This is a genomic window from Algibacter sp. YIN40 (genome assembly GCF_057219435.1).
This window is the reverse complement of the sequence record NZ_JBXVVC010000001.1, coordinates 515189-529106: the sequence shown is the minus strand read 5'-3', so window position 1 is coordinate 529106 and position 13918 is coordinate 515189. Positions and strand designations below refer to the sequence as shown.

Genomic DNA, 13918 nt, shown 5'->3' with positions numbered 1-13918 from the left:
AAAAAATGCTAGAAATGAAATACACTATCATCCCTAATACAAACATAAAAGTAAGTAAAATTTGCCTAGGCTCCATGACTTGGGGAAACCAAAATACTGAATCAGAAGGTCACGAGCAAATGGATTATGCAATAGATCAAGGTGTTAACTTTATTGACACTGCCGAACTTTATCCTGTTCCTGCTACAGCCGAAATAAGTGGTCGAACTAGTAAAATAATTGGGACATGGTTAAAAAAATCTGGAAATAGAAATAAGGTAGTTATTGCATCAAAAATAGCGGGTGGGGGTGATTATACTGCACATATAAGAACCACAGGGTTTAGTCCAGATGCGATAAAAGAAGCGATTGATTTAGAATTAGATAGACTGCAAACCGATTATATAGATTTATATCAATTGCATTGGCCAGAACGCGATACTAACAGGTTTGGAATCCGCGATTATAAATTAGACATTAAATGGGAAGATAATTTTAACGAAATATTACATAGTCTAGATTTAGAAATTAAAGCAGGCAGAATTAGAAATATTGGGATATCGAATGAAAACTCATGGGGAACCATGCGTTATTTAGAAGAATCTAAAAATAATAATTTACCTAGAGTAGCAACAATTCAAAATGCTTATTCGATGCTAACCAGAACTTTTGAAACCGATTTGGCAGAAGTGTCATTACGAGAAAATGTTGGCTTGTTAGCATATTCGCCAATGGCATTTGGAGTCTTATCTGGTAAATATATTGAAGGAAATGTACCCGATGTTTCTAGATTAAAATTATTCCCAAGGTTTGCAAGATATAGCGGTGAACAGGCAACTGAAGCAACAAAAAAGTATTTAAAAATAGCTGAAGAAAACAACATGAGTTTAGCTCAAATGAGTTTAGCATTTGTAAACCAACAGCCTTTTGTTACAAGTACTATTATTGGTGCTACTAATTTAGAGCAATTAAAAGAAGATATAAATAGTATTGATGTTGTTTTAAATGAAGATATATTAGCTCAAATTAATGAAGTGCATAATGTGATTCCTAATCCGGCACCTTAATTACTAAGTTATTTTGAAGATGAAACCTTTAGACAGTGGAAAGATTAATTCAGTGTCTATAAAACAAAAAACCCGCTAACTTTAAAAGCTAGCGGGTTTTTAAATTATTTAATTTGTTTACCATTTTTATCGAAAAAATGATATTCAAGGTATGTGTAAGCATCTCTTGGTAAAACTTTAACCCACTTTTTGTGTTCAAAAAACCATTTTGAACGTACAGATGGAAAACCTTTTGTTAAAAAGGCCGCTATAAAAGGATGTGTGTTTAAAGTCAACTTTTTATAGTCTTTTTTTAATAGTCTCTCAAGATCGTGGTTTATTTTTTGCACCAATCCTATAGGTGCTTCAACCTCAGAACCATTAATAATCTCATCAGGGTTTTCCTCACGAGTTTTTATGTTCATTTCTGGTCGTACACGTTGTCTTGTTATTTGTATCAATCCAAATTTACTTGGAGGCAATATTTTATGCTTTGCTCTATCATCCTTCATTTCATCACGAAGGTGGTTAAACAATTTTTGCCTGTTTGCTGCATTGGTCATATCAATAAAATCAACAACTATAATGCCACCCATATCACGTAATCGCAATTGGCGCGCCATTTCTGTTGCTGCAATTAAATTAACTTCTAATGCAGTATCCTCTTGGTTGTTTGCTTTGTTAGATCTGTTACCGCTGTTTACATCTATAACATGCAATGCTTCGGTATGTTCAATTACCAAATAAGCACCTTTTGCCATAGAAACGGTTTTACCAAAGGAGGTTTTTATTTGTCTTTCAATTCCAAATTTTTCAAAAATTGGATTTTTAGACTGATACAATTTAACTATTGATTCTTTTTCTGGTGCAATTTCTTGCACGTAATCTTTAATTTGATAATAAAGCTCTTCATCATCAACAGTAATTCCTGTAAAAGAGTCATTAAATATATCTCGTAAAATTGACGAGGCTTTATTCATTTCTCCTAATACTTTACTAGGGTGATGCGCTTTGTGTAGCTTTTTACACATTGCCGTCCAACGACTAAGCAAATTTTGTAAATCTTTATCTAGTTCTGCTACTTTTTTGCCTTGTGCTACAGTACGAACAATAATACCAAAACCTTGCGGCGTGATACTTTTAACCAATCGTTTTAATCTATCTTTTTCTTCGCGATCTTCTATTTTTTGAGAAATAGAAATCCGGCTAGAAAAAGGAACTAAAACAATATATCTACCTGCAATAGAAAGCTCGGAGCTTATTCTAGGGCCTTTAGTTGATATAGGTTCTTTTACTATTTGTACTAATAGCGATTGATTAGATTTTAAGACGTCGGCAATTTTGCCATCTTTCTCAATATCTTTTTCAAATGGGAAGTTTTTTAAAGAAAAATCTTTTAGTTTACCTGTGCTTACACGTTTTGTGAATTTTAAAAGAGAAGGTAATTTTGGCCCTAAATCATGATAATGCAAAAAAGCATCTTTTTCATAACCTACATTAACAAATGCAGCATTTAGTCCAGGAACAGCTTTTCGAATTTTGGCTATAAACACATCACCAACCGAAAAGGCGTTATCATCTTCATCTTTCTGTAATTCAATAAGTTTTCCATCTTTTAATAAGGCAAAATCAACATGCTCGGAACTAGATCGAATGATCAATTCTTTATCCATTTAGTTAATTTTTGTCCCGATAAATCGGGATGGATTAAACATTATTTTTTCACAGGATTTTAATCCGTGGAGTTCAAACAACACCAAAGGCGTTAAAAAATTAATGAACTCATTTCAAAGAACTTGTTGTTTTTAAAACCTAAAAAAGTAGTTAGTTTAACTACTTTTTTGATTTATTTTTTCTTTTTGTGACGATTAGCGCGTCTACGTTTTTTACGCTTATGCGTAGCAACCTTATGTCTTTTACGTTTTTTACCACTTGGCATAAATAGTGTCTTTTAAATTAATAATTCTTTTAATGCTTACTTAACGTCTACATTTGTTTTAACGCCTTCTACAAAAACTTTTGCAGGCTTAAATGCAGGGATATTATGAGCAGGTATTTTAATAGTTGTATTTTTAGAAATATTTCTACCAGTTTTTTCAGCTCTAGTTTTAATAATGAAGCTTCCAAATCCTCTAAGGTAAACGTTATCACCACCTTCTAAAGAAGTTTTTACTTCTTCCATAAATGTTTCAACAGTTGCTTGAACATCTCCTTTTTCAATTCCTAATTTTTCAGAAATTTTTGCTACTAAATCAGCCTTCGTCATTTTTTATATTTTATTTTTAGTTACTATATAAGTTTTTAAAGGGATGCAAATATAGGAATTTAAAATTCAATATTTCAAACCTAATTCATTAAAATTTAAGATTATAAAGGTTTATTTTTGCGTGCATATTAATTTCTATTAATGCATTTTTCGAAAATTATAATCAATTGGTATTCAATTAATAAGCGTATTTTGCCTTGGCGACAAACGAAAGATCCTTATTGCATTTGGCTATCCGAAATTATTTTACAACAAACACAAGTAAAACAAGGGTTACCATATTATAATTCGTTTCTAGATAAATATCCATCGGTTTTTGATCTTGCAAATGCCGATGAAAGTGAGGTGCTTAAATTATGGCAAGGACTAGGTTATTATTCAAGAGCACGAAACTTACATACAACAGCAAAACATATTGTTGAAAATCTAGATGGCAAATTCCCAGACAATTATAAAGACTTATTAAAATTAAAGGGTGTTGGCGATTATACTGCAAGTGCCATTGCCTCAATTTGTTTTAACGAAGGGACTGCTGTGGTCGATGGTAATGTATACCGTGTATTATCTCGTTACTATGGAATGGACACACCAATTAATTCTACAAAAGGCACTAAAGAATTTAAAAAACTAGCACAAGAACTTATTGATAAAAAACAACCTGCCAATTTTAATCAGGCAATTATGGAGTTTGGAGCAATTAAGTGTACCCCAAATAATCCAGATTGTAATACATGTCCTTTTAATAGCAAGTGTATGGCATTTAATAAAAATAGAATACCTGATTTACCTGTTAAGATAAAATCAGCTAAAGCCAAAAAGAAATATTTTAATTTCCTAGTGTTTGTTACTGAAGACGGAGAAACAATCTTGGAAAAAAGAGAAGGTAAGGGGATATGGCAAAACCTTTATCAATTCCCATTAGTTGAAACAAATAAAAATTTGGACATTGATGATTTTAACGACTGTATTAAAAATCATGATTTATTGATGCATAATACATATAACCTCTCTTTATATAATGAAGATGTTATTGTGCATAAATTGTCTCATCAACATTTATACACTAAATTTTGGATTGTAAATGTGTCAAGTCTTCATATTAGAAATAAAATAAGTATTAATAAAATTAGAGATTTTGCAGTTCCTATTTTAATTGGAAATTTTATTGAAAGCTTTAATTTCTAAAACGACTCTTAAACATTGTACGTTTTAGTATCTATTGAAATTGTCATTCACCTAACGAAGGGAATTTAAAAAACAAAGAATTTTTCATAATTCTTTATTTTCTAATAGTTTAGTAATAACAATCATATTTTTTTACTAATTTTAAAAAAATGACAAGCAATTAGTTAATTTTGCTTTTTTAAATAAAATAAAATTATGTCTGGAACATTAAATAAAGTGATGCTAATTGGGCATTTAGGTGATGAAGTGAAAATGCATTATTTTGAAGGCGGCGGTTGCGTTGGGCGTTTCCCATTAGCTACTAACGAAACTTATACAAATAAGCAAACTAACGAGCGAATTTCAAATACAGAATGGCACAATATAGTTGTAAGAAATAAAGGCGCCGAAATTTGTGAAAAGTATTTAAGTAAAGGAGATAAAGTATATATTGAAGGGCGATTAAAAACAAGAAAGTGGCAAGACGATAAAGGGAATGACAGATATTCTACCGAAGTTCAATGTACAGATTTTACTTTTTTATCGACCAAAAAAGAAAGTGATGCAAATGCTCCTAATAAAGTTGTAGAACCAACCCCAATTGTAAAGCCAGAAGTAAGTACTGAGCCAGTTGGAGAGGACAATGATGATCTCCCGTTTTAATTTAAAATGGATATTAAACTTTAATCTTTAGAATAAGTAAACTAGAAAATCTATTTTTTTGTTTAACTAATACCCATTTATTTGGACCCTGATCCTTCGAGTATTTTACCGCTAATAATGACAGTTGATTTCTCAATTGCAGGCGGAATTGCGTTATTAATTATGCTTTTAATTTGCTCAGCTTTAATATCTGGAGCTGAAGTAGCTTTGTTTTCTCTTACAAGAACAGATATTGATGATGGCTTAGAACAAGATACTAAACGAATAGAGATAATTTCTAAACTTTTAAAACGCCCTAAAAAGTTGTTGGCTACCATTTTAGTTGCTAATAATTTCATAAATATTGCTATTGTTATATTGTTTGCTTACTTAGGGACTAGTTTGTTCCAAAGTATCTCGAACTCAATTCTCAGATTCACTATAGAGGTTATTATAGTGACGTTTTTAATTTTGCTGTTTGGAGAAATTTTACCGAAAATTTATGCCAGTAGAAATAAATTAAAATTCGTCTCATTTTTGGCCTTACCATTGCGGGTTTTAGACGTGGTGTTATCCCCAATAAGCTTGCCAATGCGAAGTATTACTTTAGGGATTCATAATAAATTGGGTAGACAAAAATCTAATCTTAGTGTAAATCAACTTTCACAAGCTTTAGAGTTGACAAGTGAAGCCGATACTACCAAAGAAGAACAGAAAATTTTGCAGGGAATTGTCTCTTTTGGAAACACAGATACAAAGCAAGTTATGCAACCACGTATCGATATTTTCGCTCTTAATATTGATCAAAAGTATACCGAGATTATGCCCGAAATTATCTCAAACGGATATTCAAGAATTCCTGTGTATGAGGACAATATTGATACTATAAAAGGAATACTTTATGTGAAGGATTTACTGCCATATATTGACAGGAAACAATTTGATTGGGTAGGCTTAATGCGCGAACCTTTTTTTGTGCCAGAGAATAAAAAGTTAGATGATTTAATGGCAGAATTCCAAGAAAAGAAAGTCCATTTAGCAGTTGTAGTAGATGAATATGGTGGAACCTCCGGTCTTGTTTCTTTAGAAGATATTATTGAAGAGATAGTTGGAGATATAAGTGATGAATTTGATGACGAAGACCTAATGTATTCAAAGTTAGATGACAATAATTATGTCTTTGAAGGTAAAACGGCTTTAAAAGATTTTTATAAGGTAATTAGAACTGAAGACGAATCTATTTTTGAAGAAAATAAAGGAGAGGCTGAAACCATTGCTGGGTTTGTTTTAGAAATATCAGGTAGTTTTCCTAAGTTAAGTAGTAAAATAAATTTCCAGAATTACGTTTTCACTATAGAAGCTTTAGATAAAAAACGTATTAAGCTTGTTAAATTCACTATTACTTAATGAAACACAATATTTATTTAGTATTATTTGTTTTAGCCATATGTGTTTCTTGTGGGGAGGATGTTGTGCCAAAACCAAAAGCATATTTACGCTTAGATTATCCAGAAGCCAAATATGCTAAAGCGAATTTAGACTTGCCTTTTTTGTTTGAAAACAACATGTTAGCAACAAAAATAAGTTCTAAAAAAGTTATAGCAACCACTGAAAGTTTTGGTGTTAATTTAGAGTATCCAACTTTAAGAGGCACCATTTTTTTAACCTATAAAGCAATTGAAAAAGATGAAAAGAATCTCATAGATTTTTTACGGGATGCTCAAAATTTCACCCAAAAACATACTGTTAAAGCAGATGAAATTAAAGAGAAAGAATATAGCAATATGCAAGATAAAGTTTATGGAATGTTATATGAAATAGGCGGCAATGCAGCTTCACAATCTCAGTTTTATGTAACCGATAGTGTGAATCATTTTTTAACAGGCTCTCTTTATTTTTATGCTAAGCCTAATTACGATTCAATTCTTCCTGCGGCACATTATTTACAGAAAGACATTCAGCATATCATGGAAACCATTAAGTGGAAATAAAAAAGCCTCCCAATAAGAGAAGCTTTTTTATTTATTTTCAAAAACTTAGTTTTTAAGCCTTTTTAGCACAGCATTCTTTTTTGCAATCTGCAGCACAAGCTTTTTTTTCTGCTTCTGTTTTATTTACACAACAAGCTTTCTTGCAATTAGCTTTTTCTTCATCAGTTTTTCCAGCACAACATTCTTTGTCACAAGATTTATTTGATGAAAATGAATCAACAGTCTGCATGTCACTTACTTTGTAAATATCGGCAACTTTAGTTACCGTGTTTTCTAAAGAAGTAGTAGTAACTTTGGCTTCATTGTATTCCACCATAGCTAGTTTTCTTTCAAAATCGACAGTTGCAGATTTAACGCCTTCCATTTTGGAGATTTTCTTTTCAATAGTTTTCGCACAACCTATCTCACAGGTCATACCATCTATAGTGAATTCAGCTTTCGCGTATTTGGCATTAGGATCTAATTCTTTTACTGCAGTAGTTTCAGTTTCTACAGTTTTAATTTCTGGCTTTGCTTCATTTTTACAATTCACTAAAAATAAGGTCAAAACCATAACGGATATAATGTTTCTAAATGTCTTCATTATTATTAAGTATTAAGTTCCATGTAAAATTACTAAATAAAGCTGTTTATTGCATTGAATTTAACAGTTTTTAGTACTTAGTAAAGGTTTATGAAAGATAGTTTTGCTAAATGGGTTTATTTAATTACTCTTTCAGTTATTTGGGGCAGTTCCTTTATACTTATGAAGAAAGTATTAATAGGATTAACACCAATGCAATTAGGTTCATTGCGAATTGTGTTTTCGGCAGTATTTTTATTTGTAGTTGGGTTTAAAAAGATCAAGACTATTGAGGCCAAAGACTGGAAGTGGGTTATTCTAACAGGTTTGTTGGGGACTTTCTTTCCGGTATTCTTTTTTGCTTACGCGCAAACAGAGATTGATAGCTCCGTTGCTTCAATTTTAAACTCATTGGTACCACTAAACACAATAATAATTGGGTATGCAATCTTTAAAATTATGTCAACCAAAAGACAAGTTTTGGGTGTTATTGTTGGTCTGTTGGGAGCAGTAATATTAATCTCTAGAGGTGCTACACTTAATGAAAATCAAAATTATTTGTTTGCTATTTTTATAGTTTTGGCTACCATCGCATATGCTACAAGTGTTAATATTTTAAAACGATATTTACAAAACATGCATCCGCTTACAATTGCTGTGGGTAATTTTTCTGTAATTATAATTCCCGCCATTATAATTCTGATTTGTTCCGATTTTTTTAGTGAAGAGGTGTTAAATTCTCCAAACCTTAGAATGTCTTTATTTTACCTTGTTGTTTTATCACTTTTTGGAACTGCTATGGCTAAAGTCATATTTAATAAATTAGTGCATGTAGCAACGCCAGTTTTTGCTTCCTCTGTAACCTACTTAATGCCAATAGTCGCTATTTTCTGGGGTATTTTGGATGGTGAAAAGTTAAGTCTATTACAGATTATTGCCAGTATTGTTATTTTAACAGGGGTTTATTTATCACATAAACGCCCTCCAAAAAATAGCTCGAGAGCTTAAATAATTAACCTTAAATTATTTTTATAGATAATTTTTCACGAAATTTAAGACAATTAATTTCGCTTAATTATGAAAAATTTATCGCTTCCTATTCGTTTTAGTTTAGTAACCAGTGCTGTATTAATTGCATATTTTTTAGTTCTAGCATTATTTAATAAACACACCAATCCTGCATTTAGTTTTTTTAATGCTGTTATAACGGCTTTCGGGATTTATGAAGTGATACGGTTAAAAAAGCTTGAAGACCCGGATAATTTTTCTTACGGAGAAGGATTTAAAACTGGTATTATTACGGGGTTTATAGCAACCTTAATATTTACCGTTTTTTTTCTGTTTTATGCTACCGAAATTAATGCGTCGTTTTTACCAGAATTACTTCAAATAATAAATGGTGGTTTTAACGCAGATATTGGGATGGTAACATTTGTGGTTTTGGTTATGGGTCTAGCTACTACAGTAGTTTGTGTACTATCGGTAATGCAGCTTTTTAAAAACAGCAGAAATATTCTTCAAAATTAAGAAAACGTTTGTAGTTTAATTAATTAGGAGTATATTTGCACTCATTTTTGAACAAAATTAATTAATAAAAACGTTACGCTATGTACGCAATTGTAGAGATAGCAGGGCATCAATTTAAAGTTGAAAAAGACCAAAAAGTTTTTGTTAACCGTTTACAAACTGAAGAAGGTAAGAAAGTTTCTTTCGATAATGTTCTTTTAGTAGGTGATGGTGACAATATAACTGTAGGCGCCCCGGCTATAGACGGAGCTCAAGTAGGAGCAAAAGTCTTAAAACACCTTAAAGGTGATAAAGTTATAGTTTTTAAGAAGAAAAGACGTAAAGGTTACCGTGTTAAAAATGGTCACCGTCAATCTTTAACTGAAATTGTAATTGAAAGTATTGCTGCTTCTGGAGCAAAAAAAGTTGCACCAAAAAAAGAAGTTAAAAAAGCAGAACCTAAAGCTGCTGCGCCAAAAGCAGAAGCAAAACCAGTAGAAGCTGCTCAAGATTTAAGCAAATTAACTGTTGCTGAATTAAAGACTATGGCTAAAGCTAAAGGGATTGAAGGAATTTCTTCTATGAAGAAAGCCGATTTAATAGCTGCTTTAAGTTAATAATAAAATTAAAATCGAAATAAAATGGCACATAAAAAAGGAGTCGGAAGTTCGAAAAACGGTAGAGAATCAGAATCGAAACGCTTAGGTGTTAAGATTTTTGGTGGACAAGCTGCATTGGCTGGAAACATTATCGTAAGACAAAGAGGAAATACTCATCATCCAGGTGAAAATGTGTATTCTTCAAAAGATCATACATTACACGCGTATGTTGATGGCGTTGTAAAATTCACAAAGAAAAAAGATAACAAATCTTATGTTTCTATAGAGCCTTTTGAGGTTTAAGAAATAATTTCTTTAAAATTAATTTGTCCTGAGTTTATCGAAGGAAACTAAGCCCTTTCTGGAAACAGAAAGGGTTTTATATTACCTCAAAATACCATTTACAATTTTTAAATGGTGTTTGGTATGTACTTCTAAAAAGCGTAATGTGTTAGCTTTGTTTAGGGTTCCAAATATATGATGATTGAAATAAGCTTTTGCATTAACTTGATCCAGGCTATCAATATGGTTTTTGGCGCTATGTAATTGTGCATGTAAATCTTCCGCGGTTATGTTGTCTGGTGGCATTACTATTTTTGGTGCTTTTCCAAGACCTCTAGGTATAAAGGATAGTGTGAAGAGAACACTTCGCTTAAAATTGAAATCTTTTTTATATTTCTTTGGATCTGTTTTTGCTAAAATAGTTGAAACCCCGTTTATTACTTTTAAGCTATGATCTAGTTGCCAACCAATATCAGTTTTCGTAATTGCTGGGTTTCTTTTATCCTTTAGAGGAATGTTTTTTTCTATTTCTGTTAGTAGTGCTTTTAAGGTGTTAATTTTTTGATGACACATTATTAATAATTTAATTTCAAAAGATATTAATTAAATTCTTAACTTTAGGCTATTGCATTTGCAATTATCTATTGTCTTATTTAAAATTTATGCTTATGCTTCCATTTAGATCAGAAATTAGAAACTCACCAAGTCAACAAACTATCAAAATATTTTTGACAGATGAATCCTTGGATTCTAGAATTAAAAAACACCTAGAGCATTTTAAAGAAATTGAGCTAATAGAATTGAGAGAAAGTATTGGCCAAAATCGTGTTGGTGAAAATATTACGGTATTCTTGAAAGACGGTGTTGATATTAATAATATGAAACAATCAATCGATTCTAGCCTTTGGTGGTATTTTGAAGAAGATTTGGTTGATGAATGATATAATCTTCTCGATATAATTCATGATGATTTGTAATCACTCGAATTGATGTATATGATTAATCTGTAAAATAAAAAACCCCAAACATGTCTGCTTGGGATCTTGATTTTATTTTTTCGAAATTTTCGTTATACTAATAACGATAGTGTTCTGGTTTATAAGGACCATCAACAGTTACACCAATGTAACTTGCTTGTTCTTCACGAAGTTCTGTTAATTCCACACCAATTTTAGCTAAGTGTAATTTTGCTACTTTTTCGTCTAATGCCTTAGGTAGCATATATACATCATTTTGGTATGCATCAGCATTATTCCAAAGCTCTATTTGAGCTAAAGTTTGGTTTGTAAACGAGTTACTCATTACAAAACTAGGGTGACCTGTAGCGCAACCTAAGTTTACCAAACGCCCTTCAGCAAGTATAATAACGTCTTTTCCATTAACAGTATACTTATCTACTTGTGGCTTAATTGTGTTTTTAGTATGGCCATGATTTTCATTTAACCAAGCCATATCAATTTCATTATCAAAATGCCCAATATTACAAACAATGGCTTTGTCTTTTAAAGCTTCAAAATGACGCCCTTGAACAATATCTTTATTTCCTGTAGTTGTAATTACAATATCTGTATTACCAATAACTGTCTCTAGTTTTTTAACTTCAAAACCGTCCATTGCGGCTTGAAGCGCACATATAGGATCTATTTCTGTTACGGTTACAATACTTCCAGCGCCTTTAAAAGAAGCGGCAGTTCCTTTACCAACATCACCATAACCACAAACAGTTACACGTTTTCCTGCTAGCATAAGGTCTGTTGCACGACGAATCGCATCTACAGCACTTTCCTTGCAGCCGTATTTATTATCGAATTTAGACTTAGTAACAGAATCGTTTACATTAATTGCCGGCATTGGTAGTGTTCCGTTTTTTACACGCTCGTAAAGTCTGTGAACCCCAGTTGTGGTTTCTTCAGATAAACCATTTATTCCGGAAGCTAATTCTGGATATTTATCTAAAACCATATTTGTTAAATCACCTCCGTCATCAAGAATCATGTTAAGTGGTTGTCTGTCTTCACTAAAAAATAAGGTTTGCTCAATACACCAATCAAACTCTTCTTCGGTCATGTCTTTCCATGCATAAACAGCAGTTCCTGCAGCAGCAATTGCGGCGGCAGCTTGGTCTTGTGTTGAGAAAATGTTGCATGAACTCCAAGTAACTTCAGCACCTAATGCTTGTAAAGTTTCTATTAAAACAGCTGTTTGGATAGTCATATGTAAACATCCAGCAATTCTTGCTCCTCTAAGTGGTTGTGATTCTTTATATTCTTCACGCAAACTCATTAAACCAGGCATTTCTGCTTCGGCCAATTCTATTTCTTTTCTACCCCAATCGGCCAGTGAAATATCTTTTACTTTGTTAGCAACATAAGGAATTGTTTTTGTACTCATATCAATTTTTTTTTTTGTTTTTAAAACCTAAACTTCATTGTGATTAGTACTTTAAAATACTTAAATTCGCTTATCAAAAAGCACTGTATTGTTTTAGGAAGTGCAAAGGTAATCAATAACTTTCAGAATATTAAATGCCACTTTATAAAACTATTAGCCCAAATTCACAAACAACTGTTAAAATCTGGAAAATAACAGAATCCTATGATGTTCTGTTAAGTGAACTTGAATTAAAACCAGAAAGTTTAGAGCGCGTTTTGGGAATGAAAAGTGAAGTGCATAGAAGAGGTTTTTTAAGCATTAGACATTTATTGCGAGCTTTTGGTTATCAAGATTCAGATTTGTTTTATGATGAAAACGGAAAGCCTCATTTAAAAAGCGGAAAGCATATTTCTATAACACATTCGTTTAATTTTTCTTCAGTTATAATAAGTGATAAACTTGTAGGCATTGACATTGAAAAACAGAGAAACAAGATAACAGTAATAGCGCATAAGTTTATAGATTATGAATTCAATTATTTAGATGACAATGCTGAAGATTATATTAAGAAACTTACTACTATTTGGTGCGTAAAAGAATCACTATATAAGTTATTTGCAACTCCTGGATTAAGCTTTAAAGAACATTGTTTGATAATCCCTTTTTCTGATGACTCTGCTGAAACTACTGCTTGGATTGATTATAATAGTATGAAATCTAGGTTTAATGTACAGAGTCTAGAATTCGAAGGTTTTACTTGTGCATACGCCACAGTATAAATGGGAAAAATATACCAGAACATAGAATCTTCAATTAAAAAAAATGAAAAATTACTTGCGGTTTTAATAGATCCCGATAAATTCGTCATTGTAGATACAAATACCTTTATACAAAAAGTTAATGCATCTATTGCAACACATATTTTTGTCGGTGGAAGTTATGTTGATGAAAGTGAAACTGGTATTTTGATTGCTGAAATAAAAAAGTATACTGAATTACCTATTTTACTTTTCCCAGGAGATATTACACAACTTACTAATGAAGCAGATGGGGTGTTGTTTTTATCACTTCTTTCAGGTAGAAATCCAGATTATTTAATAGGGAAGCATGTGCAAGCAGTTTCAAAACTAAATAAAATGGAGCTTGAAGTCATTCCAACGGGTTATATTTTAATTGAGAATGGAAAAATAACGGCCGTCGAGAAAGTAACAAATACAAAACCAATTTCAAGAAACGATATTCCAAGCATTAAAGACACAGCTAAAGCTGGAGAGTTTTTAGGAATGAAATTAATTTATTTGGAAGCGGGAAGTGGCGCAATGCAGCCAATTAACACTGGTACAATTTCCGCGGTTAAAAATGAATTGAATATTCCATTAATAGTTGGTGGAGGAATCAAGAACAAACAGCAGTTGGAAATGGCCTATAATGCTGGGGCAGATATAGTTGTTATAGGCACAGCTTTTGAGGAAGACGAATCGTTTTTTGATGAATTAATAAAGTAAATA

General features: G+C 31.8%; 17 protein-coding genes. 12 read left to right on the top strand and 5 right to left on the bottom strand.

The features are described 5' to 3' along the window. Positions 1–14 precede the first annotated feature (14 nt). Positions 15–1046 (top strand): aldo/keto reductase, encoded by a 1032-nt coding sequence (locus AC2D6V_RS02595; RefSeq protein WP_484646485.1) that lies wholly within the window; start codon positions 15–17, stop codon positions 1044–1046. Between the two features lie 104 nt (positions 1047–1150). On the opposite strand, the gene AC2D6V_RS02590 is transcribed toward AC2D6V_RS02595, so the two are convergent. Both AC2D6V_RS02590 and AC2D6V_RS02585 read right to left on the bottom strand, forming a co-directional pair. Continuing rightward, a complete protein-coding gene (locus AC2D6V_RS02590) occupies positions 1151–2698 on the bottom strand; it encodes an Rne/Rng family ribonuclease (RefSeq protein ID WP_484646484.1) in 1548 nt (515 codons plus the stop codon). Between the two features lie 302 nt (positions 2699–3000). Then, entirely contained in the window at positions 3001–3291 is a 291-nt protein-coding gene (locus tag AC2D6V_RS02585) for an HU family DNA-binding protein (protein WP_055442767.1), read from the bottom strand. Positions 3292–3432: 141 nt separating this feature from the next. On the opposite strand from AC2D6V_RS02585, the gene mutY reads away from it, so the two are divergent. The 4 genes from mutY (at position 3433) to gldD (ending at position 7088) form a co-directional block, all read left to right on the top strand. Further along, the gene (gene mutY / locus AC2D6V_RS02580) at positions 3433–4476 is read left to right on the top strand and encodes an A/G-specific adenine glycosylase (RefSeq protein ID WP_484646483.1); all 1044 of its coding nucleotides are present in this window, start codon (positions 3433–3435) and stop codon (positions 4474–4476) included. A gap of 195 nt (positions 4477–4671) precedes the next feature. Further along, a complete protein-coding gene (locus AC2D6V_RS02575; RefSeq protein WP_484646482.1) occupies positions 4672–5118 on the top strand; it encodes a single-stranded DNA-binding protein in 447 nt (148 codons plus the stop codon). 81 nt (positions 5119–5199) lie between these two features. Then, the gene (locus AC2D6V_RS02570; protein ID WP_484646481.1) at positions 5200–6504 is read left to right on the top strand and encodes a gliding motility-associated protein GldE; all 1305 of its coding nucleotides are present in this window, start codon (positions 5200–5202) and stop codon (positions 6502–6504) included. Then, the gene (gldD, locus tag AC2D6V_RS02565) at positions 6504–7088 is read left to right on the top strand and encodes a gliding motility lipoprotein GldD (RefSeq protein WP_484646480.1); all 585 of its coding nucleotides are present in this window, start codon (positions 6504–6506) and stop codon (positions 7086–7088) included. Before AC2D6V_RS02570 ends, gldD begins: the two co-directional genes overlap by 1 nt. A 52-nt stretch (positions 7089–7140) precedes the next feature. On the opposite strand, the gene AC2D6V_RS02560 is transcribed toward gldD, so the two are convergent. Further along, a complete protein-coding gene (locus AC2D6V_RS02560; protein WP_484646479.1) occupies positions 7141–7671 on the bottom strand; it encodes a heavy-metal-associated domain-containing protein in 531 nt (176 codons plus the stop codon). Between the two features lie 90 nt (positions 7672–7761). On the opposite strand from AC2D6V_RS02560, the gene AC2D6V_RS02555 reads away from it, so the two are divergent. The 4 genes from AC2D6V_RS02555 (at position 7762) to rpmA (ending at position 10058) form a co-directional block, all read left to right on the top strand. Continuing rightward, positions 7762–8658, top strand: coding sequence for a DMT family transporter (locus AC2D6V_RS02555; RefSeq protein WP_484646478.1), 897 nt, complete (start codon positions 7762–7764; stop codon positions 8656–8658). A gap of 69 nt (positions 8659–8727) precedes the next feature. Then, a complete protein-coding gene (locus AC2D6V_RS02550; RefSeq protein ID WP_484646477.1) occupies positions 8728–9177 on the top strand; it encodes a DUF4199 domain-containing protein in 450 nt (149 codons plus the stop codon). 80 nt (positions 9178–9257) lie between these two features. Beyond that, positions 9258–9773, top strand: coding sequence for a 50S ribosomal protein L21 (rplU, locus tag AC2D6V_RS02545; RefSeq protein ID WP_484646476.1), 516 nt, complete (start codon positions 9258–9260; stop codon positions 9771–9773). Between the two features lie 24 nt (positions 9774–9797). Beyond that, positions 9798–10058: a 50S ribosomal protein L27 gene (gene rpmA / locus AC2D6V_RS02540; protein WP_054728409.1), complete on the top strand. Its 261-nt coding sequence runs from the start codon at positions 9798–9800 to the stop codon at positions 10056–10058. An 81-nt stretch (positions 10059–10139) separates the two neighbouring features. Here rpmA and AC2D6V_RS02535 read toward each other — a convergent pair whose 3' ends face one another. Then, a complete protein-coding gene (locus AC2D6V_RS02535) occupies positions 10140–10610 on the bottom strand; it encodes a DUF1569 domain-containing protein (RefSeq protein WP_484646475.1) in 471 nt (156 codons plus the stop codon). 95 nt (positions 10611–10705) lie between these two features. Between AC2D6V_RS02535 and AC2D6V_RS02530 the strand changes: the two genes are divergently transcribed. Next, positions 10706–10978, top strand: a complete 273-nt coding sequence (locus AC2D6V_RS02530; protein ID WP_484646474.1) for a hypothetical protein — start codon at positions 10706–10708, stop codon at positions 10976–10978. Positions 10979–11111: 133 nt separating this feature from the next. On the opposite strand, the gene ahcY is transcribed toward AC2D6V_RS02530, so the two are convergent. Beyond that, positions 11112–12428, bottom strand: a complete 1317-nt coding sequence (gene ahcY, locus AC2D6V_RS02525; protein ID WP_484646473.1) for an adenosylhomocysteinase — start codon at positions 12426–12428, stop codon at positions 11112–11114. A 134-nt stretch (positions 12429–12562) separates the two neighbouring features. On the opposite strand from ahcY, the gene AC2D6V_RS02520 reads away from it, so the two are divergent. Next, on the top strand, positions 12563–13189 hold the full coding sequence (locus AC2D6V_RS02520) for a 4'-phosphopantetheinyl transferase family protein (protein WP_484646472.1): 627 nt from the start codon (positions 12563–12565) through the stop codon (positions 13187–13189). After that, complete coding sequence (locus AC2D6V_RS02515) at positions 13190–13915, top strand: phosphoglycerol geranylgeranyltransferase (protein WP_484646471.1); 726 nt, start codon at positions 13190–13192, stop codon at positions 13913–13915. Positions 13916–13918: the final 3 nt, after the last annotated feature.